Origin of the sequence: Nocardia cyriacigeorgica (genome assembly GCF_010868145.1) — a bacterium.
In the GTDB taxonomy this organism is placed as follows: Bacteria; Actinomycetota; Actinomycetes; order Mycobacteriales; family Mycobacteriaceae; genus Nocardia; species Nocardia cyriacigeorgica_D.
In genome coordinates this window covers 13475-32865 of record NZ_JAAGUY010000040.1, presented here as the reverse complement: position 1 = coordinate 32865, position 19391 = coordinate 13475, and the positions used below count along the sequence as shown (strand labels likewise).

Below are 19391 nucleotides of genomic sequence, written 5' to 3'. Positions count from 1 at the left end.
ATCGGGCGGTTCGGGCGGGTCCGGGGGTTCGGGTGGCTCCGGCGGATCCGGAGGTTCGGGTGGTGGCTCGGGAGGTCGCTGAGTCCTGATCGCCCGCGGCAGGCGCCGATGGCGCCGCGATCGTTTCCGGTCGCGGACCGTCGGCTGCTGGCTCCGGCTCCAGCATCGAGGGGTTCTGGTTGTGGCAGCCGGTATACCGCCACAGCGGGGAAGCAGGGCCTTCTCAGGTCGGGTGGATCAGCGCAGCGGAGCGCCCCACCGAATCTGCTCACGAAGCTGCGCCTTGAGCAGTTTTCCGCCTGCATTGCGTGGAAGCGCTTCACCGACCACGGTGAGGTACTGCGGAATCTTGAAGTCGGCCAGCTGTTGTCGGCAGTGTGCGATAACGGCGTCGAGATCGATGTCGACGCCGTCTCCGAACAGGACCGCACCGACCTTCTCACCCATAACCTCGTCCGGGACGGCGAGCACGGCGGCATCCGCGACGTCCGGCGCCGCAAGCAGCGCCGCCTCCACCTCGACACTGGAGACGTTCTCCCCACCGCGATTGATGATGTCCTTGATCCGGTCGATCACATGGATGCGGCCGGCATCATCGACCCGGACGACATCCCCGGTGCGCAACCAGCCCTGCATGCGCGCCGCTTCGGTGGCCTCCGGCCGATTCCAGTACCCGGCGGTGATATTCGCCCCGCGTGCGAGCAGTTCACCGACATTCGGATCATCATCGATCGGCGCCAGCGCGAGCCGCACGGACGGTACCGCATAGCCGACCGAATCGGCATGCTCGACGGCGTCGTCGTCGGGCAGCAGGGTCATGAGCGAGGCGGTCTCGGTCATGCCGTACCCGTTGAATACGGTCGCGGCGCCGAACGCCGCCTGCAATGCCCGCACCAGAGCCGGGGCGATCGGCGCACCTCCGTAGCCGACCCAGCGCACACCGGACACGTCCGCATCATCGAAGTCCGCATGCCGCAGCATCAGCGAGTACATGGCAGGAACGGTGACGATGAACGAGATGCGTTCGGCGGGTAGGGCGGCGATCATTCCCGGGATGTCCCGCGACGGCATGATCACCGAGGTACCGCCCAGGTAAACGGCGACCATCAGCTGAGAGTTGCAGCCGGTCACGTGGAACAGCGGGACCGAGATCAGTGTCCGCAGCTGGGCACCGATGTCCCTCGGCAGGCCGAGACAGCGGACCATGTTCTCCGCATTGGTCAGGAACGCCTCATGGGTGGTTGGCACACCTTTGGGCTTCCCGGTGGTGCCCGAGGTGTAGAACAGTGCGGCGATATCGTCGTGGTGGAGCCCGTCCGCAACGTAGGGGTCACCTTCGGGGAGCGGTGTGCCGGGCCCGAGGTCCACGCGAGCGCCCGCATCTGCCAGGACGAACTCGATCTCGGGTGGCGCCGAGCGAGTGTTCACCGCGACAGCGACACCGCCGGCCAGCACGATGCCCCAGAAGGCGAGAACCCAGTCGGCGCCGGCGGGGTAGCGGATGGCGACCCGATCGCCGTGCGTGACACCAGCCGCGCGCAGCCCACCGGCGACGCGGGTGGCGCGGTCCCATAACTGCCGATAGGTCAACCGATGGGCCCCGGGTTCGACGACCGCCTCCGTGTCCGGGCAGATGTCGGCGCGAGTCCGGAGCAGGTCGAGCACGGTGGCAGGCAGGCCGTCGTAGCGGGGGATCCCGTTCGCATCCATCGACGTACCGGTCGTGTCGAAAGGATTGTGGGTGTGCGCGATCTCGATCACCGTGTCGTGCGTGGTCATAGCGTGTCTCTCTGCTCAGATGCCGGCCTCGTCGGCCACGATGCGGGCCTGGCGGACGATCCCGTCGATGCGCTCCACGGTTGGCACTCCCGCGCTGGCCTTGTTGCGGGGATCGTCCATGCCGCGGCGTAGCACCCCGTCGGCGATGATGGCGAGTTTCCACAGCCCCAACGCATGCCAGTAGCTCAGCGCGGTCGGATCGCGTCCGGTCTCGGCCAGGTAGATGTCTGCGAGCTGGGCGCGATCGGGGAATCCGGGCAGGGCGGTGGCGGTGAAGTCGCCGGCGAAGTCTTCGCCCGGATGCACCCAATAGGTCAGCAGACTGCCCAGGTCCGCCAAGGGATCACCGAGGGTGGACAATTCCCAATCCAACACCGCTGTGACCTCCCCGCCCTCGGGTGCGGTGATGATGTTGCGCAGGTGGAAATCGCCGTGCACCAGTGTGAGTTCCTGCTGTTCCGGCACCGCAGCGGTCAGTCGGCGAGTGAGATCGTCGAGCTCGGGCCGGTCGGCGGTCTTGGACTGCTCCCACTGCCGCGACCATCGCTTCAGCTGCCGCTGCGCGTAGGGCTTGTGACTTGCCAGATCGCCCAATCCGACCGTCTCGATATCGACGGCATGGATCTTCGCCAGCGTCGCCGCCATCGAGTGGCCGATTCGTTCGCGGATCGACGGCGACAGCGACTCCGCAACCTCCATGGTGTCAACCACGCGTCCGTCGACGAACTCCATCAGCACCATCGGGACCTCGGTGAAGGCCGGATCGTCGGTGTAGCCCAGCACGCGGGGCGTCGGTACGGGCGTGTCGGTGAGCGCGGAGAGGATGCGTGCCTCACGGCCAACATCGTGGGCGGAGGCGAGCAGATGCCCGAGCGGTGGCCGACGCACCACCCAGCGGTGGTCGGCCGAATCCCGCACCAGATACGTCAGATTGGATTGGCCGAGACCGATCCGGTCGAAATGCAACGGCCCGGACCTGTCGATCTCCAGGTGGTCCAGCCAGCGACCGACCGCGGTCGGATCGATACCGGGAACAGTGTCGGGATCCATTGTGCTGTCGGCTTCGTCGGCTGTGTCCATGTTTCGCTCGCTTCGCTCGCTCATGCGGTGAAGTACCGGCGCGGGTTGTCGACCAGCATGGTGGTGATCTGCTCTGCGGTGACCCCGCGTTCGAGCAGGGCAGGCAGCACGTCGTCGCTGATGTGGGTGAAGTTCCAGTTGGGCACGGCGGCGGCCTTGCCTTCCGCGGTGAACCAGTCGATGAAGCAGGCGGCGTCGTGGGCGAGCACCATCTTCGCCGCGTAGCCGCGCTCGGCCAGCGCGACCACCGTGGAGACCCGCTCATCGAACGGCAGCAACACATCGAGACCGAATCGGTCCATCCCCAGATAGGATCCGGCATCGGCGAGCTCGGACAGGTAATCCAGGTCGGTGCTGTCGCCGGAATGCCCGATGACGACCTTGGTCAGGTCGGCGCCTTCCTCGGCGAGGATCTTCTGCGCCACCAGACCCGAGCGGGTGTGCGGATTGGTGTGCACGGTGATCGGCGCACCGGTCTCGACGTGGGCCTGCGCGACGGCGCGCATCACCCGCTCCACCCCTGGTGTCAGGCCCTGCTCCTCGATCGCGCATTTGAGGAATGCCGCCTTGACGCCGGTGTCCGCGATGCCCTCACGGATGTCCTTGACGAACAACTCCACCATTGGCTCGGCAACGTCGAACAGCAGTCCGGGGCCGGTGTAGTGGAACTGGAACGGGACCTCGTTATAGGTGTAGATGCCGGTCGCCGCCACGATATTGATGTCGACTTGTTCGTTGATGCGCTGAATACGCGGCAGGTAACGGCCGAGGCCGATCACCGTCGGGTCGACGATCGTATCGATCCCGCGTGCCTTGCACTGCGTCAGCTTCTCCACGGCGTCGGCGACGCGGGCGTCCTCATCCCAGTGATTCGGATAGTCCGGGTAGTTCTGCTGAAGTTCGGTGCCGAGCACGAAAACGTGTTCGTGCATCAGCACCTTCCCCAGGGCTGTGGCGTCGACGGGGCCGCGGACGGTTTCAACTGTTGGCATCGGAATTCCTCTGCGCTTTCGCCGGTCGATGGTGATTCGTGTGTGATGCACACCACTATTAGTGAGACACTCATGGAGTGTGTCTCACGTCCGGAGTTCCGTCAACCCGTCGCTGCGGCCACGCCGGGCGCCGGTTCGCGGTCTGTCCGCGGATATGAGGAGATGAACGGGTGATCGCTACTTCCGAAGCGCGCCGCGCGGTCGACGCCGCCACGAAGCTGTACCTGGCCGGCGAACCGCTGGACATGTCGGTGCTGGCCCGCACGCTCGGGATCGGCCGGGCCACGCTGTATCGGCACGTTGGCAATCGGGACGAGCTGATCGCCACGGTGCTGGCCGAGGCCACCGAGCGCACCTACCGCAAGGCGATCGCGGCCGGGTCCGGAACGGGGGCCGAACTGATTCTCGACGTGCTCGAGCGATTGATGAAGGCGGTCTCCGGCTCGGCACCGCTGCTCGCACTGACCCGGCGCGAGCCGCAATTGTTCATCCGGCTGGCACTGCTTCCCGGGGCCATCGAGTCCACCTCGGCGCGGTTGATCGCGGAGATGCTCGAGGACGAGCAGCGGCAGGGGCATCTGCGGTTGCGCATGTCGAGCCGGGTCCTGGCCGATGCCATCGTCCGCATCTGCGACGTCCACCTCTACGCGCCGTTGCTTGGTGGCGATGATCCCCAGATCGACACGGCCCTCGACATTGTCGCGCTGCTGATCGGGCACGAACCGGCCACCGCGTAACCGCCGGCCGGAACCGCTGTCGATTCCCCTGTGAGAACGATATTTTCGGTGCCACTAGGTGATATTGATGTCAAATGTCAACTCGGACGGCACAATAGGTAGGTGAGTGACAACGGGGGAGCGCCTGAGCTGATCGCGCTGGATGTGGATGGAACCCTCATGCCGACCGGCGAGCCGATGAGCGAACGGGTCGTCGCGGCGGTGCATGCGGCAGTCGCCGCGGGCGCGCACGTCGTTGTCACGACCGGCCGCACGGTACTCAAGACCCGCCCTGTTCTGGCCGAACTCGGTCTGGTCGCCGGCCACGCCCTGTGCTCCAACGGCGCCGTCCACATGGACGTCGCCGGTGGTCATCCGGTCGCTGTCCATGCCTTCGATCCTGGGCCTGCGGTCCGGGCGCTCCGCGATCTGTTCCCCGAGATGATCCTCGCCGCAGAACGCGTCGGCATCGGCACCTGGGCCACCGGATTCAGTCCGGGAGAGTACGACGTCGGCGGCGAATACCTCGTCGTCGACGACCGCACCCTGTGCAGTGAACCGACCCCGCGGCTCAACGGTTGGTGGCCGGAAGGCTCCACCGAAGAACTGCGGCGGCTGTTGACGTTCCTGCGCGTACCCGACGCCAGTTGGGTCTACGGCGAGTACGGCCCCTGGCTCACGGTGTCAAGGCACGGCGTCTCCAAGGGCTGGGCGCTGGAACGGCTGCGTACAGCCCTCGGCGTCCCGGCCGCTGCGACCCTCGCCATCGGCGACGGCTACAACGACCGGGAAATGCTCACCTGGGCAGCGCATTCGGTCGCGATGGCCAACGGTCCGGCCGAAATCCGGGACCTGGCCGATGAAGTCACCGCCGACGTCACCGCCGACGGTGTCGCCAAGATCCTCGAACGCTGGTTCCGCCCGTAGCCGCGGTCGCGCGCCTCAGGCCGGAACCTTCGCGGGGCCCGTCTCGGCCAACACCTCGAGGTAATGCGGGTTCGACATGATCCCGAGGACATTGCCGAACGGATCGACCACCGACGCGGTGACGAACCCGGTGCCCGCACCACGCTCGGTGATCGGGTCGTATTCGGTGGCGCCGAGCGCGAGCAGCCGATCGAAGGCGGCCTGCAGGTCGTCGACGTGCCAGTGCACAATGGCGCCGCCGGGCGTCTGCCTGCCCTTCGGTGCGTACGCACCGGCGATGATGCCGAATTCCTGCTGGTAGTCGCCGATCCGGAACTCGTAGTAGCCGCCGGGAACGCGGAAATAGGGCGGGATGCCGAACACCTCGGTGTACCAGTCCTTCGCGGCCTCGAGATCGTCGGCGTAGAAATTCACGGTCGCCATTCCTCGCAGCATCACTGTCTCCTTCGGTTCGTTGTGTGCTGGAAACCATCTTCGCCGTTAAAGTGCTCACCGAATGACCACTTTTATCGGCAGAATGAGATTTATGCGAGCTGATCGACTTGTCGCCACCCTGCTGCTGATGCAAAGCCGGGGTCGGGTCACCGCCGCCGAGATCGCCACCGAACTCGAGGTATCGGTGGCAACCGCACGCCGGGATCTCGAGGCGCTGTCCGCGGCGGGTATTCCGGTGTATCCGCAGGCAGGGCGTGGCGGCGGATGGCAATTGATCGGGGGTGCGCGCACCGACCTGAGCGGTCTCACCGCAGGGGAGGCGCGGGCGTTGTTCCTGCTCGCAGGTCCATCGGCGGGTGCGGAACCGGAGGCGAAGGCAGCGCTGCGCAAATTGGTGCGCGCGCTTCCACAGACGTTTCGGGACGATGCCGAAGCCGCCGCCGACGCCGTCGTCATCGATCCATCCCGCTGGGGTGCCACCGACCGTGAGCTGCCTGCCGCGGTCCGCACCCTGCAACGGGCGGTCGTGCAGCGCAACAAGGTTCGTCTCGGCTACCGGACTCGCACCGGAGAGCAGTCGGAGCGGCTGGTGGATCCGCTGGGGCTGGTCGACAAGGACGGCATCTGGTACCTGGTCGCGGGCACTGACCGCGGCAGGCGGACATTTCGCGTCGAACGCATCAGCGAGATGGTCGTGACCGCGGAGACAGCGGACCGGCCGGAAGATTTCGATCTGTCCGAGGCCTGGCAGCAGGTCGTCGACGAAGTGGAGCGGCACCGTTCGACCACCGCCGCCACCGTGCTCATCAGCGCGCGCCTGCTACCGATTCTGCGCAACCAGCAGGGACGGCATTGCGTGGTCGACGGACCGATCGATGACGGACGCATACGAACTCGGGTCACCGCTCCTACGGCGTGGATGGTTGCCCAGCAGTTGGCCGGTTGGGGAGCTTCGATCGAGGTCGTCGGTCCGCCGGAGGTCCGTGCGGAACTGGCCAGGATCGGCGCAGAGCTGGTCGGCAGCTATGCCGCGGCCGGCCCTGTGTCGTAGGCGGGGGACGCGGTACGGGCGGTCTCGTGCAGCAGCCGTCGAACGACAGTGCCATGCCGACGTGCTGCGCTCACCGATCGCGGCGCCGGGCGTCGGCTCGCAGGCCGTCCGATCCCGCGAAACCGACTCAGGCCGAACGCAAGAGTGCCTCGTCGGCGGCCGCGTCGTAACGGTCGAGCACCACGTCGGTCAACGCCGGATGCGGTCCGAGAACCTGGGTGTGCGCCAGATCCGGCGCCTGGTTGACCAGCCGATCGGTCAGCAAACCGGGCGCGAGGAACCACGGCGCCACCAGCACCCGTTCGGCGCCCCGCGCACGCAGTCGGGCCGCCGCCTCGGTGACGGATGGTCCGGTGGTGGCGAAGCAGATCTCGGTCTTCCAGCCGGTCGCCGCGGCCAGCATCCGCGCCACCTCAGCGGTACGGATATTCGCCGCAGCCGATGAGGAACCCACTGCGGCGACCGCGACGCCGAGCCGGGAATCGGAGAGAGCCGCAGCGAAATCGGAGCGGTCCCCGGAGTCACCGCCGGCCGAGCCTGCCGCGACGGTGGGCACGCTCGCCGCGTGGTCCGCGGTGATCACTCGGTCGCGCAATGCCGAGACCAACCGTGGGTCGGGTCCGAGAACGTCGGCCTGAATCAAGTCCAGCCGGGGATGCCGGGCGGAAGCACCCGCCAGGAGCCCGGGCAGGTCAACCCGTGCGTGAAAGGCACTGCCAAGCAACAACGGGACGACGATCGCGCGCGTATGTCCCTGCGCCGCGACGGCATCGATCATCTGATCGACCGACGGCGCGTTCAGATCCAGGAACGCGAGTCGTACATCCAGGTCCGGGCGTGCCGCTGCGAGCTGTGCGGTTACCGCCGCCATGGTCGCGGCCGAGCGTGGGTCGCGGCTACCGTGCGCGACCGCGATCAGTGCGGGCGCGCCGAAGCCACCCGCACGGATCGCGGACCTCGCGCGGATCGCCGCGGACACCCTCAGGCCTCGGTTCCGACCTCGACCGCGGTCAGCGCATCGCCGACCAAGCCCGCGGCGAGGGTGTTGCCGCCGGACGGATCGATCAGGAGGAAGCTGCCGGTGTGCCGGTTCACGCGGTAATCGTCGGCGGCGACGGGCTCGGCCACCCGCACTGAGATCCGGCCGATGTCGTTGAGCTCCAGCGATTCCGGATTCGGTGCCGCTGACAGTCGCTGCTCGTCGAACCGTTCGATGAGTTCGCCGACGATCGCCTGGGTGGTCCGGGTGCCGTGCTTGAGCAGCAGTCGCGCGCCGGGGCGCAGCGGCTTGTCACCCAGCCAGCACACGGTGGCGTCGAAGGTGTCGATCGGTTCCGGTGCGTCGGCGGGGGAGGCGATGATGTCGCCGCGGGAGATGTCGACCTCATCGGCCAGGATCAACGTGACGCTGCGCCCGGGCTGAGCGACGGCAAGCTCACCGTCCGGCGTATCGATCCGTTCGACCGTGGTGCGGATACCCGAGGGCAGCACGACCACTTCGTCGCCGGGAGACACCGAACCCGCCGCGATCTGTCCCGCGTAGCCGCGGTAGTCGGGGTACTCGGCGGTGCGCGGACGGATGACGTACTGCACCGGGAAACGCAGGCCGAGCGAATGCGTACCGGAGCTGTCCGCGTCGACGGGCACCGACTCGAGGTGCTCGATCAGCGAGGGGCCTGAGTAGTACGGCGTGTTATCCGACCGGGTAGCGATATTGTCGCCGTGCAGCGCGGAGACCGGGATCTCCAGCACGTCGTCACTTGTCCAGCCAAGCGTGCTGGTGAGCTTGTTGAACTCGGCGGAGATCTCGGCGAACACCGTCGCGGCATCGTCGACCAGGTCGATCTTGTTCACCGCGAGCACCAGCTTCGGCACACCGAGCAGCGCCAGCACCGCGGCATGGCGGCGGGTCTGCTCGATGACGCCCTTGCGCGCGTCCACCAGCAGGATCACCAGCTGCGCGGTCGAGGCGCCGGAGACGGTGTTGCGGGTGTACTGCACATGGCCGGGGGTGTCGGCCAGTACGAACGAACGCTTCGGCGTCGCGAAGTAGCGGTAGGCGACGTCGATCGTGATGCCCTGCTCACGCTCGGCGCGCAGACCGTCCACCAGCAGCGAGAGATCCGGCGTGGACAGACCCTTGTCCACCGACGCGCGGGTGACGGCGTCGATCTGGTCGGCCAGTACGGATTTGGTGTCGTAGAGCAGACGTCCGACCAGGGTGGACTTACCGTCGTCGACAGAACCGGCGGTGGCCAGCCTCAATAGGTCGGACATATCAGAAATAACCCTCTCGCTTGCGGTCTTCCATGGCGGCCTCGGAGACGCGGTCATCGCCTCGGGTCGCGCCACGTTCGGTCAGTCGTGACGCGGCGACCTCGTCGAGGATCGCCTCGTTGTCGGCGGCGTCGGACAGGATGGCGCCGGTGGTTGAGCCGTCGCCGACGGTGCGGTAACGCACCGAACGGGTCTCGAGCACCTCGTTCTCGGCCGGGCCGCCCCATACGCCGGGCGTCATCCACATGCCGTCGCGCTGGTAGACCGGGCGCTCGTGCGCGTAGTAGATGCTGGCCAGGTCGACGTTCTCGCGGGCGATGTAACGCCAGATGTCGAGCTCGGTCCAGTTGCTCAGCGGGAACACTCGCACATGCTCACCGGGGGCGTGCTTGCCGTTGTAGAGGTTCCACAGCTCCGGCCGCTGCCGCTTGGGATCCCACTGCCCGAAGGCGTTGCGCAGCGAGAAGATCCGCTCCTTGGCCCGCGAACGCTCCTCGTCGCGGCGGCCGCCGCCGAAGACGGCGTCGAAGCGGTTCTCGCTGATGGCGTCCAGTAGCGGGACGGTCTGCAGCGGGTTGCGGATGCCGTCGGGACGCTCGGTGAGCCTGCCGTCGGCCAGGTAGTCCTCCACCTTCGCCACGTGTAGGCGCAGGCCGTAACGTTCGACCACCTTGTCACGGAACTCGAGCACCTCCGGCAGGTTGTGCCCAGTGTCCACGTGCAGCAGCGCGAACGGCAGCGGCGCGGGCCAGAATGCCTTGAGCGCCAGGTGCAGCAGAACCGTGGAGTCCTTACCGCCGGAGAACAGGATGACCGGCCGCTCGAATTCGCCTGCCACCTCGCGGAAGATGTGAATCGATTCCGATTCCAGTGCCGCGAGGGTGTCGAAATCGGTGATGCCGAGGGAACGTTCGCTGACTGTCTTGGTCATGAGCTGTGCAACCCGCATTCGGTCTTGGCGAGGCCGGCCCAGCGGCCGCTTCGCGGATCGGATCCCGGCTCCGGCTTCCGTGTGCACGGAGCGCAGCCGATGGACGGATATCCCTCTTCCACCAGAGGATTGACGAGGATCGAGTGCTGCTCGATGTAGGCCTGCATCTCGTCGTCGGACCACGGCGCGATCGGGTTGATCTTCACCAGGCCGAACGCCTCGTCGAAGGAGATGAGCGGCGCGTTGGCCCTGGTCGGCGCCTCGACCCGGCGGATGCCGGTCACCCAGGCGTTGTAGCCGGCCAGCGACTTCTGCAGCGGCACCACCTTGCGCAGCCGGCAGCATTCGGCGGCATCACGCGCGAACAGGTCCTTGCCGAGCAGCTGGTCCTGTTCGGTGACCGAATGCTCCGGGCGCACGTTGATCACGTTCACCCCGTAGACCGCCTCCACCGCGTCACGGGTGCCGATGGTCTCGGCGAAGTGATAGCCGGTATCGAGGAACAGCACATCCACGCCGGAACGGACCTGCGCGGCCAGATGGACCAGCACGCCGTCCTGCATGTTCGAGGCCACGATGTAGCCGGTGCCGAAAGTTTCCTCGGTCCAGCGCAGCAGTTCGGCGGCCGAAGCATCGGCGCCGAGTTCGGCCGCGCCGCGCTCGGCGATGGCCCGCAGCTCGTCCTCGGCCAGCTTGTCCGCGAGTTGTGTTGTCACTGTTGATCTCCCGTCACCTGATCAGGCGTGCTCATCGCAGGTCGGCCTCGTCGGCGCGCACTGCCCACTGTGCGAAACGCTCGCCCGCGTCGCGGTTCTTGACGAAATTGCGCACCACACGCTCGATGTAGTCGCCGAGTTCGACGCTGGTCACCTTGTGCTGGCGCAGCTTGCGGCCGAAACCGCTGTCGAGTCCGAGGCTGCCACCCAGATGAACCTGGTAGCCCTCGACCTGATTCCCTTCGCCGTCATCGACCAGCTGACCCTTGAAGCCGATATCGGCGATCTGGGAGCGGCCGCATGAGTTCGGGCAGCCATTGATATTGATCGTGATCGGCACATCGAGCTGGGAGTTGATATCGGCGAGCCGCTGTTCCAGTTCGGGTGCGAGCACCTGCGAACGCTTACGCGTCTCGACGAACGACAGCTTGCAGAACTCGATACCGCTGCACGCCAGCAGGTTCTTGCGCCAGATCGATGGACGGGCCTGCAGGCCGAGCGGTTCCAGTTCGGCGATCAGCTCCTCGACCTTGTCGTCGGCGACGTCGAGCACGATCAGCTTCTGGTACGGGGTGAAGCGGACACGGTCGGAACCGATGCGCTCGACCGCGTCGGCCACCTTGGTCAGGATCGTGCCCGACACACGGCCCGCGATGGGGGAGAAACCGACGGCATTGAGCCCGTTGCGCAGCTTCTGCACACCCACATGATCGATCGGCTTGTCCGGCTGCGCGGGGGCGGGACCATCGATCAGCTTGCGCTTCAGGTACTCGTCCTCGAGTACCTGACGGAACTTCTCGATGCCCCAGTCCTTGATCAGGAACTTCAGCCTGGCCTTGGTGCGCAGGCGCCGGTAGCCGTAATCGCGGAACACGGAAACGACCGCTTCCCAGACGTCGGGCACTTCATCCAGCGGAATCCACGCGCCGACCCGCTGGGCAAGCATCGGATTGGTCGACAGGCCGCCACCCACCCACAGGTCGAGGCCGGGCCCGTGTTCGGGATGCTCGACCCCGACGAAGGCGACGTCGTTGATCTCGTGCACCACATCCTGCTGGCCCGAGATCGCCGTCTTGAACTTGCGCGGGAGGTTCGAGTACTCCTTCTTCCCGATGTAGCGGCGCACGATCTCCTCGATCGCCGGTGTCGGGTCGATGATCTCGTCGAGCGACTCGCCCGCCAACGGGGAGCCGAGGATGACGCGCGGGCAGTCGCCGCAGGCCTCGGTGGTGTGCAGACCGACCTGCTCGAGCCGCCGCCAGATCTCGGGGACGTTCTCCACCTCGATCCAGTGGTACTGGACGTTCTCCCGGTCGGACAGGTCGGCGGTGTCGCGGCCGAACTCGGTGGAGATCTCACCGATGGTGCGCAGCTGCGCGGCATTGAGCGCGCCGCCGTCGCAGCGCACCCGCATCATGAAATATTTGGCCTCGAGCAGGTCGATGTTCTCGTCGCCGGTGTAGGTGCCGTCATAGCCCTGCTCACGCTGGGTGTAGAGGCCCCACCAGCGGAACCGGCCACGCAGATCGCCCTTGTCGATGCCGTCGAAACCGGTCTTGGAGTAGATGTTCTCGATGCGCGCACGCACATTGAGCGGGTTGTCGTCCTTCTTGGACTGTTCGTTGGGGTTCAGCGGCTCGCGGTATCCGAGCGCCCACTGTCCCTCGGCGCGTCGCTTGACCGGCTTTCCGGTGCGGGCGCGCGGGGCGGCCGCCGCTTCGGCCCGCGGGCGGTCCGGGCGGACCCGGCGCTCACGTGCGGGCGCGGCGGTTTCGGGCTGATCGGCGGGGCCGGCGTCGGTGCTCGACGTCATGGGGGCTGCTCCTGCTGGTTTGTCGTACGTCCGTGCTGAAGGCGTGAGATGGGCTGTGCTCACGCCCGCGGTGTCAGCGGGCCGAAGTCCTCGATATCGGAATGGCCGGAAAAGGGGTTGGCCGGGGGTCCGGGAACGGGCGCAGCTGAGCTACCGGGAAGAACCGGGCAGACAACAGGCGCTGCAGACACGCTTGAAGTCGACGTGGCGCCGTGCCACCAGTCGTACTCCGATTTCGCGCATGGGCTTCATTGTGCCACGTCAGCCCCTACGTTCCGACCGCCCTGCCAGTATTTTCCGCTCGCAAGGGGGAAATTCCCTGGATTCAGGGGGTCATTTGTGACCGCTGTCATAGTTGGGGCGGTGGCTCGGGCCGTCGCCGCGGCCGAATCGGCGTGATTCAGCACACTCCGGCGTTGACCTCGAGTGAACTCGAGGTCGCAAGTTGACCGGCATGACCATCGAGACAGTGCAGAGCCCGTACCAGCCCGCCGACACCGACGCCGACCTCGCCGAGATCCGCGCGGTGGTCGACAGCGTCGCCCACGCACAGGCGAACGAACTCGTCGACGAATTCGTCGGCCTGTTCCGCGAGGACGCCATCTGGACCACCGGCCACGGGAAGAGGCTGTTCGGGCGCGCGGCGATCGCCGAGTTCACCGCGCAGGTACTGCCCGGGGCCACCACACACGGATCGGCGACCTACGAGGTGGAGCACATCGTGTTCCTGCGGCCCGATGTAGCAGCGGTGAAGATCCGTCAGCGCTACCTCACCAACGACGGGGAGCTCGAGAGGGAGGGCGCTCCGATGTATGTGATGACGAAGGAGGATGGGCGCTGGATGTTGGCGGCGAATCAGAACACGCCTGTCGTCGCCGAGTGAGGGCGGTAGGGGCCTGGGGGCCACGGCCGACAGCGGTCGACTAACCCCAGCGCGGCGTCAACGCCCCCAGCGCCCCGAGAGCAACAGCCGCCGCGGTAGAGGTGCGCAGCACCGTCGGCCCGAGCAGCACCACATCCGCCCCGGCCTCGGCCAATGCCGACAGCTCCGCATCGTCGAGCCCACCCTCCGGCCCGACGATCAGCATGACCGCAGGCGCGGCGCCGAGCGGCAGGTCGGTGAACCGGGACGTGCCGGACTCGTGCAGAGCCGCGACCACCGCGCCGTCGGCCTTCGCCGTACGCACCGCCGTCAGCAGATCGGCGGTCCGGTGCAGGCCGGTCACTTCGGGAATGAAGGCGCGCCGGGACTGCCGGGCCGCCGATTTGGCCGCGGCCCGCCACTTGCCGATGCCCTTGTCGGCCTTGGCTTCCCAATTGGCCACACAGCGAGCCGCCTGCCAGGGCACGATCACGTCCGCGCCCGCCTCGGTCATCAGCTCGACCGCCAGCTCGGAGCGATCGGATTTCGGCAATGCCTGCACCACGGTGACCGGCGGCCGCACCGGCTCCGCGACCGCAGTGGCCCGCACCGCGAGCTCGAGCCGGTCGCGCTGCGCGGCAACGACTTCGGATTCGGCGAGCAGCCCGCGCCCGTCGGAGAGGGTGATCTGCTCGCCGACCCGGATGCGGCGCACCGTGGCGGCGTGTCTGCCTTCGGGACCGTCGAGCACGACGACACCCCCCGGTTCGGGGATCTCATCGAGGTAGAAGACGGTCGCGGCCACCTAACGTCCGCTGAAGGAGGCGCGCAGCCGGGCGAACAGGCCGCTGTTGTGCTCGGACTGCGCCGACATCACCTCGGCGCGCTCGCGATCGCGCATGCCCTTGTACTTACGCAGCAGATCGGTTTGCTTACTGTCCAGCTTGGTGGGGACGACAATGTCGAGGTGGGCGAGCAGGTCGCCGCGCGCGCCCGAACGCAGCCTCGGCATTCCGTGGCCGCGCAGCACCGACACCTCACCGGGCTGGGTGCCCGCCGAAATGGTCAGTTCGGTGGGGCCGTCGAGGATGGTGTCGATGACGACGGTGGTACCGAGCGCCGCGTCGACCATCGGGACCCGGACGGTGCAGTGCAGATCGTCGCCGTCGCGGACGAACACGTCGTGCGGCTGCTCGACGACCTCCACGTACAGATCGCCCGCATGGCCGCCGCCGGGGCCGACCTCACCCTGGGCCGCCAGTCGCACCCGCATTCCGTTCGCGACACCGGCCGGGATCGGCGCGGCGATCTCACGACGGGCCCGCACGCGGCCGTCGCCACCACACTTGTGGCACGGATCGGGAATGGTCTCGCCCGCACCGCGGCAGGTCGGGCAGGGCCGCGATGTCATCACCTGGCCGAGGAACGAGCGCTGCACCGACTGCACCTCACCGGCGCCGCCACAGGTCTCACAACGCACCGGCTTGGAATTGCCGTTGGTGCCCGCGCCCGCGCAGATATCGCAGAGGATCGCGGTGTCGACGGTCAGGTGCTTGGTCACACCCACGGCGCATTCGGCGAGGCTGAGCCGGGTGCGCACCAGCGAATCGGCGCCCGGTTGCACGCGTCCACGCGGCTTGCGCGCACCACCCGTTCCACCCATACCGCCGAAGAAGGCCTCGAACACATCGCCGAGACCGCCGAAACCCGCTCCGCTGAAGCCGCCACCGGGGCCGCCGCCGGACTCGAGCGGGTCGCCGCCCATATCGACGATGCGCCGCTTCTCCGGATCGGTCAGCACCTCGTAGGCCGCCGAGACCTCTTTGAAGCGGGCCTGTGCCGCCTCATCAGGGTTGACGTCGGGATGCAGTTCGCGAGCCAGCTTGCGGTAAGCGCGCTTGAGTTCCTGGTCGGTCGCGTTGTTCGCGACGCCGAGCAGTCCGTAGTAGTCCCGTGCCACTTGAGTTCTCTAGTCCTTGATCGCTGTCCACAGTTCCGACTGCGTACGGCCGGATGCCGTTGGGCTGGTCCCGGGCCGGTACCGCTCCAACCGCACAGCATTAGTCGGGTTCACTCAACTTTATCCGGCCGGAGATTCGAGCGTATCAGTGGAGGCGGCGACCGGCGTCACCGTCAGCGCTCGGCGAGGACCTCGCCGATGTACCTGGCCACCGCGGCCACCGATGCGATCGTGCCCGGATAGTCCATACGGGTCGGCCCGAGCACACCCATGCCGCCGAGGATCGCACCGGAAGCGCCGTAACCGGTGGTGACCACCGACGTACCGCGCATCTGCTCGACCTGGGTTTCCTCACCGATGCGTACCGTGACGGTGCCCGGCTGCTGCGCCGCAGCGAGCAGCTTGAGCACGATGACCTGTTCCTCCAGAGCCTCCAGCACCGAACGCAGTGAGCCGGGGAAACCGAAATCCGCCGCATTGCGGGTCAGATTGGCGGTGCCACCGAGCACCAACCTCTCCTCTGGATGCTCGACCAGGGTCTCGACCAGCACGGTCGATACCCGGACGAGCACATCACGCAGCCGCGGCGGTGCCTGCTCGGGGAGGTCGGCAACCGCAGCGGACGCCGCGGCGAGCCGCTTGCCATCCATCGCGCCGCCGAGCATGGCGCGCAGCGCGGCCAGGTCCTCGTCATCGACGAGCGCGCCGAGCTCGACAATGCGCTGATCCACCCGTCCGGTATCGGTGATGACCACCAGCAACAACCGAGCGGGATTCAACGCGACCACTTCGATATGGCGCACCGTCGACGCGGACACCGTCGGGTACTGCACGACCGCGACCTGACGGGTCAGCTGGGCCAGCAGACGGACGCCGCGACGCAGCACGTCGTCGAGGTCGACGCCGGATTCCAGGAATTCCAGGATGGCGCGGCGCTCGGCCGGTGAGAGCGGCTTCACATCGGCGATCCGGTCGACGAACTGCCGGTAGCCCTTGTCGGTGGGCACGCGCCCGGAACTGGTGTGCGGCTGGGTGATGTAGCCCTCGGCCTCGAGCACCGCCATATCGTTGCGCACCGTGGCGCTCGACACACCCAGATTGTGCCGCTCGACAAGCGTTTTCGAGCCGATAGGCTCCTTGGTCGAGACGTAGTCGGCAACGATCGCCCGCAGGACCTCGAAGCGTCTGTCCTCGGTGCTCGACATCGGCCCCACCTCCTCGCTCGCGTGGGCACGCAGTCGCGGCCGTTGCGCGCGCCACCATACTGGGCCCCGCTGACAGCAGCCGGGCCTCACCCACCCAGTTTAGTGGGCGCGTCGCATTCGCCCGGTCCACGCACACCGGCGCGGCGCTCGCCCGGCTCATCTGCACCCTTCCCGCATCCGCCGACCAGTGATTCGAGGTGGTAACTTGCTGGGCGGCTTCGAAACGATGACGACACGGAACGAGGGGGATCCGGATGTTCGACGACCCTGCACGGGCGGCTGACGATCTCAACCAGTGGGCGCAGAATCTCGAGCGCAAAGCCCAGCAGTACCAGGCCCTGCACGGCCGGATGGCCGCGATGTCGGTCACCGAGACCTCCGAGGGCGGGCGGGTCACCGTGACCGTCGACGGCAACGGCCTGCCGACCGATATTCGCTTCTCCGACGGCATTCGCGGGCTCGGTCCGGCGGCGCTGTCGGCCGAATTGATGTCGTGTCTGCATCGCGCACAGGCGAAACTGCGCCGCGATGTCACCGCGACGGTGCAGGAGATGGTCGGCGAGGACGAGGCCGGCGCCCGGATCATCGGGCAGTACGCGGACCGATTCACCGACGAGGACGAGCCCGAACCCGAGCCACCGGCCCCTGCGACGCCTCCGGGCGATCTGCGCGGGCCGGACTCCGACGATCCGGACGATCAGTACTACCGCGGCAAGTCCTGGTTGGTGTGAGGATGACTCAACCGAATCTCGCCGTGGAACCCGACGACCTGCGGCGGCACGCGCGGAGCGTGGCCGGACTGGCCGAACGTACCCGGACGGCGTTGCAAGCCGCGGAGTACCTTGCCGCCGCCGACGACGGCTTCGGCATGTATCCGCGGCCTTTCGTCAAAATGTTGTTGGACGACAATCACCAAGGCGCCGTCGACGCGATCCGAAGAGTCACCAGCGAACTGGCCGGGGTGCCGGGCAAGCTGCAATCCAACGCGGATTCGTTCGAGGCTGCCGACAACGCGCTCGGGACGACCCTGGGCAAGACCGGCCAGCCGCTCGCCGATTCGGGGGGCGCTGCCCGATGAGCACTCCGTACGGCACCTGGATCAACGAGCACACGCCGGGATTCGATGACGCGGCTGCCCCGAAGAATCCGCTCATCGCCGACGGGACAGACTACCGCGACGAATACTTCGCCGAAACGAATTTCATGTTCTCGAATGTGGGATTCGAGGGCAAGGATGGGCCTTGGGGTGTGCTCGAGGGCACGGTTGCCGCCGATGCGTGGAAGATCGTGTCGAACATCCGGAAAGGCGAGATCACCGACGCGGTATTCAGCGGAATCTCCACCGGCATCACGGCTGCCGGGGCCGTGGGAGACCCGTTCGGTTTCGTAGGTGGACAGATCGCCGGGTGGATGCTCGAACACGTCGAACCGCTACGCAAATGCCTCGACGGGCTTTGGGGCAACCCCGACATGATCGAGGCATACTCCGAGACCTGGAAGAACATCTCGACCGAACTGACCGAAATCGCCGCTGCCTGGCGAACGGCGGTGGATACCGAAGTCGCGGAATGGAACGGCCTTACGGCGCAGGCTTATCGTGCCCGCGTCGCCACCCTGACCGACAATGTCGGCGGCGCGGCAGGTGTCGCAGCGGCGTTGGCGACCACGGTCGAACAGACCGCCAAGATCATCGACGCGATCCGCACCCTGGTCTCGGAAATCCTGACCGCGCTTGCGGGGGCACTGATCGGATACACCATCGAGCTGGCCATCTCGCTCGGTACGGCCGCGCCGTTGGTCGCCGCCCAGGCGATGTTCCGGATCGGCGCCGAGACCGCCAAGGTTTCGACGCTGATGGCGAAGCTGGCCAACGCGTTGTTGGATTTCAAGCCGTTCGAGGTGGCACTGGGCAAGATCGTCACCGAATTGCTCGGTACCGAAGAGCCGGGTGCCGAGCCGCAGGCGGCGCCGGCGTAGGCCGGCGAGTGGAAGAGGACTCGTGAACACTTTCGACTCTGGCCGTAACGTGCCCGCAGCGCCGATGCCGTACCCGCCACCGCCGCAACTGGTTCCGCCGCTTCCACTCCCGGGCAGACCCGAAGCATTGCCTGCCTATAACCAGGCAATGCTTCCGCCGGATTTCGTCGTGCCCTACCGGCACAACCTGGATGAGCCAATGCCGCAATATATTCCGGATCCCGGACCCACCGGCGTCGTAGTCCACACCAAGTTTGCACAGTGGGCAGTGCCCACCTCACTGTTCATCAGGGCCAGCGGGCCGAGGATATGGATCAACGGTCATGAGGTGTCGAATGCCCAGTGGGGGGAAACGTGGGTGTCGCTGCCACCGGGCCTCCATCATATCCGCGTGATGACTCGCGGCTCGAATATCGCACCGTTGTTCGGGTTCCCGAGGATCGGCGAGGACCACGGCCCTGCTGACGCGATGCTGCCGGTTGTTCCGGATCACGCGACCCACACCCACTACTCATCGCCAGTGGTCGCGGCTTTGTTGGGTGGGCTGGATCCGGTAGCCCCACGACGGAGTCCGGGGTACCGGTGGGCATTCCCCGTGTGGCTGGTGGTGATGGGGTTTCTCTTGGGCGTCGTGCCAGGACTGATCATCTACTACGGAATCGCCTGACCG

General features: G+C 67.0%; 21 protein-coding genes. 8 read left to right on the top strand and 13 right to left on the bottom strand.

Going from position 1 to position 19391, the window contains the following annotated elements:
* Positions 1–237: 237 nt before the first annotated feature.
* The 3 genes from GV792_RS27205 to GV792_RS27195 are packed head-to-tail and all read right to left on the bottom strand — an operon-like array spanning position 238 to position 3851.
* Complete coding sequence (locus GV792_RS27205; protein WP_175584853.1) at positions 238–1779, bottom strand: class I adenylate-forming enzyme family protein; 1542 nt, start codon at positions 1777–1779, stop codon at positions 238–240.
* 15 nt (positions 1780–1794) lie between these two features.
* Positions 1795–2859: a phosphotransferase family protein gene (locus GV792_RS27200; RefSeq protein ID WP_375154477.1), complete on the bottom strand. Its 1065-nt coding sequence runs from the start codon at positions 2857–2859 to the stop codon at positions 1795–1797.
* Positions 2860–2879: 20 nt separating this feature from the next.
* The gene (locus GV792_RS27195) at positions 2880–3851 is read right to left on the bottom strand and encodes a phosphotriesterase family protein (protein WP_163827838.1); all 972 of its coding nucleotides are present in this window, start codon (positions 3849–3851) and stop codon (positions 2880–2882) included.
* Between the two features lie 170 nt (positions 3852–4021).
* Between GV792_RS27195 and GV792_RS27190 the strand changes: the two genes are divergently transcribed.
* Both GV792_RS27190 and GV792_RS27185 read left to right on the top strand, forming a co-directional pair.
* Entirely contained in the window at positions 4022–4588 is a 567-nt protein-coding gene (locus tag GV792_RS27190; RefSeq protein WP_163827837.1) for a QsdR family transcriptional regulator, read from the top strand.
* Positions 4589–4690: 102 nt separating this feature from the next.
* Entirely contained in the window at positions 4691–5494 is an 804-nt protein-coding gene (locus GV792_RS27185; RefSeq protein ID WP_163827836.1) for an HAD family hydrolase, read from the top strand.
* A 15-nt stretch (positions 5495–5509) separates the two neighbouring features.
* On the opposite strand, the gene GV792_RS27180 is transcribed toward GV792_RS27185, so the two are convergent.
* Complete coding sequence (locus tag GV792_RS27180; protein ID WP_163827835.1) at positions 5510–5929, bottom strand: VOC family protein; 420 nt, start codon at positions 5927–5929, stop codon at positions 5510–5512.
* Between the two features lie 91 nt (positions 5930–6020).
* Here GV792_RS27180 and GV792_RS27175 point away from each other — a divergent pair, with 91 nt between their 5' ends.
* Complete coding sequence (locus tag GV792_RS27175; protein ID WP_163827834.1) at positions 6021–6980, top strand: helix-turn-helix transcriptional regulator; 960 nt, start codon at positions 6021–6023, stop codon at positions 6978–6980.
* 127 nt (positions 6981–7107) lie between these two features.
* Here the strand turns inward: GV792_RS27175 and GV792_RS27170 are convergent, their stop codons facing one another.
* From GV792_RS27170 to GV792_RS30435, 6 genes are all read right to left on the bottom strand, one after another.
* The gene (locus tag GV792_RS27170; RefSeq protein ID WP_163827833.1) at positions 7108–7959 is read right to left on the bottom strand and encodes a sirohydrochlorin chelatase; all 852 of its coding nucleotides are present in this window, start codon (positions 7957–7959) and stop codon (positions 7108–7110) included.
* 2 nt (positions 7960–7961) lie between these two features.
* The gene (locus GV792_RS27165) at positions 7962–9257 is read right to left on the bottom strand and encodes a sulfate adenylyltransferase subunit 1 (protein WP_163827832.1); all 1296 of its coding nucleotides are present in this window, start codon (positions 9255–9257) and stop codon (positions 7962–7964) included.
* A 1-nt stretch (position 9258) separates the two neighbouring features.
* On the bottom strand, positions 9259–10206 hold the full coding sequence (gene cysD / locus GV792_RS27160; protein ID WP_175583198.1) for a sulfate adenylyltransferase subunit CysD: 948 nt from the start codon (positions 10204–10206) through the stop codon (positions 9259–9261).
* The gene (locus tag GV792_RS27155; RefSeq protein ID WP_163827830.1) at positions 10185–10904 is read right to left on the bottom strand and encodes a phosphoadenylyl-sulfate reductase; all 720 of its coding nucleotides are present in this window, start codon (positions 10902–10904) and stop codon (positions 10185–10187) included. The genes cysD and GV792_RS27155 overlap by 22 nt, the downstream gene beginning before the upstream one ends.
* Positions 10905–10935: 31 nt before the next feature.
* On the bottom strand, positions 10936–12717 hold the full coding sequence (locus GV792_RS27150; RefSeq protein WP_163827829.1) for a nitrite/sulfite reductase: 1782 nt from the start codon (positions 12715–12717) through the stop codon (positions 10936–10938).
* A 150-nt stretch (positions 12718–12867) separates the two neighbouring features.
* The gene (locus GV792_RS30435; protein WP_369008998.1) at positions 12868–12960 is read right to left on the bottom strand and encodes an Ms4527A family Cys-rich leader peptide; all 93 of its coding nucleotides are present in this window, start codon (positions 12958–12960) and stop codon (positions 12868–12870) included.
* 211 nt (positions 12961–13171) lie between these two features.
* Here GV792_RS30435 and GV792_RS27145 point away from each other — a divergent pair, with 211 nt between their 5' ends.
* Positions 13172–13600: an SgcJ/EcaC family oxidoreductase gene (locus GV792_RS27145; RefSeq protein ID WP_163827828.1), complete on the top strand. Its 429-nt coding sequence runs from the start codon at positions 13172–13174 to the stop codon at positions 13598–13600.
* Positions 13601–13640: 40 nt separating this feature from the next.
* Here the strand turns inward: GV792_RS27145 and GV792_RS27140 are convergent, their stop codons facing one another.
* The 3 genes from GV792_RS27140 to hrcA all read right to left on the bottom strand — a co-directional run bounded on the left by GV792_RS27140 (position 13641) and on the right by hrcA (position 16744).
* On the bottom strand, positions 13641–14384 hold the full coding sequence (locus tag GV792_RS27140; RefSeq protein WP_163827827.1) for a 16S rRNA (uracil(1498)-N(3))-methyltransferase: 744 nt from the start codon (positions 14382–14384) through the stop codon (positions 13641–13643).
* Positions 14385–15539: a molecular chaperone DnaJ gene (gene dnaJ, locus GV792_RS27135; protein ID WP_163827826.1), complete on the bottom strand. Its 1155-nt coding sequence runs from the start codon at positions 15537–15539 to the stop codon at positions 14385–14387.
* A 173-nt stretch (positions 15540–15712) separates the two neighbouring features.
* On the bottom strand, positions 15713–16744 hold the full coding sequence (hrcA, locus tag GV792_RS27130; RefSeq protein WP_163827825.1) for a heat-inducible transcriptional repressor HrcA: 1032 nt from the start codon (positions 16742–16744) through the stop codon (positions 15713–15715).
* A 254-nt stretch (positions 16745–16998) separates the two neighbouring features.
* On the opposite strand from hrcA, the gene GV792_RS27125 reads away from it, so the two are divergent.
* From GV792_RS27125 to GV792_RS27110, 4 genes are read left to right on the top strand one after another with little or no spacing between them, the layout of a single operon-like run.
* Positions 16999–17475 carry a YbaB/EbfC family nucleoid-associated protein gene (locus GV792_RS27125; protein WP_163827824.1) on the top strand — a complete coding sequence of 159 codons (477 nt, stop codon included), beginning with the start codon at positions 16999–17001 and terminating at the stop codon, positions 17473–17475.
* 2 nt (positions 17476–17477) lie between these two features.
* Positions 17478–17822, top strand: a complete 345-nt coding sequence (locus tag GV792_RS27120) for a type VII secretion target (RefSeq protein WP_163827823.1) — start codon at positions 17478–17480, stop codon at positions 17820–17822.
* The gene (locus tag GV792_RS27115) at positions 17819–18721 is read left to right on the top strand and encodes a hypothetical protein (RefSeq protein WP_163827822.1); all 903 of its coding nucleotides are present in this window, start codon (positions 17819–17821) and stop codon (positions 18719–18721) included. Before GV792_RS27120 ends, GV792_RS27115 begins: the two co-directional genes overlap by 4 nt.
* A gap of 22 nt (positions 18722–18743) precedes the next feature.
* Entirely contained in the window at positions 18744–19388 is a 645-nt protein-coding gene (locus tag GV792_RS27110) for a hypothetical protein (RefSeq protein WP_163827821.1), read from the top strand.
* The last annotated feature ends 3 nt before the right edge of the window (positions 19389–19391 follow it).

Bases quoted from the DNA above. Each gene is read 5' to 3' on its own strand.
- GV792_RS27205 (WP_175584853.1), bottom strand. From the start codon at position 1,779: ATGACCACGCACGACACGGTGATCGAGATCGCGCACACCCACAATCCT.
- GV792_RS27200 (WP_375154477.1), bottom strand. From the start codon at position 2,859: ATGGACACAGCCGACGAAGCCGACAGCACAATGGATCCCGACACTGTT.
- GV792_RS27195 (WP_163827838.1), bottom strand. From the start codon at position 3,851: ATGCCAACAGTTGAAACCGTCCGCGGCCCCGTCGACGCCACAGCCCTG.
- GV792_RS27180 (WP_163827835.1), bottom strand. From the start codon at position 5,929: ATGCTGCGAGGAATGGCGACCGTGAATTTCTACGCCGACGATCTCGAG.
- GV792_RS27175 (WP_163827834.1), top strand. From the start codon at position 6,021: ATGCGAGCTGATCGACTTGTCGCCACCCTGCTGCTGATGCAAAGCCGG.
- GV792_RS27165 (WP_163827832.1), bottom strand. From the start codon at position 9,257: ATGTCCGACCTATTGAGGCTGGCCACCGCCGGTTCTGTCGACGACGGT.
- cysD (WP_175583198.1), bottom strand. From the start codon at position 10,206: ATGCGGGTTGCACAGCTCATGACCAAGACAGTCAGCGAACGTTCCCTC.
- GV792_RS27150 (WP_163827829.1), bottom strand. From the start codon at position 12,717: ATGACGTCGAGCACCGACGCCGGCCCCGCCGATCAGCCCGAAACCGCC.
- GV792_RS30435 (WP_369008998.1), bottom strand. From the start codon at position 12,960: ATGCGCGAAATCGGAGTACGACTGGTGGCACGGCGCCACGTCGACTTC.
- GV792_RS27145 (WP_163827828.1), top strand. From the start codon at position 13,172: ATGACCATCGAGACAGTGCAGAGCCCGTACCAGCCCGCCGACACCGAC.
- hrcA (WP_163827825.1), bottom strand. From the start codon at position 16,744: ATGTCGAGCACCGAGGACAGACGCTTCGAGGTCCTGCGGGCGATCGTT.
- GV792_RS27125 (WP_163827824.1), top strand. From the start codon at position 16,999: ATGTTCGACGACCCTGCACGGGCGGCTGACGATCTCAACCAGTGGGCG.
- GV792_RS27120 (WP_163827823.1), top strand. From the start codon at position 17,478: ATGACTCAACCGAATCTCGCCGTGGAACCCGACGACCTGCGGCGGCAC.
- GV792_RS27115 (WP_163827822.1), top strand. From the start codon at position 17,819: ATGAGCACTCCGTACGGCACCTGGATCAACGAGCACACGCCGGGATTC.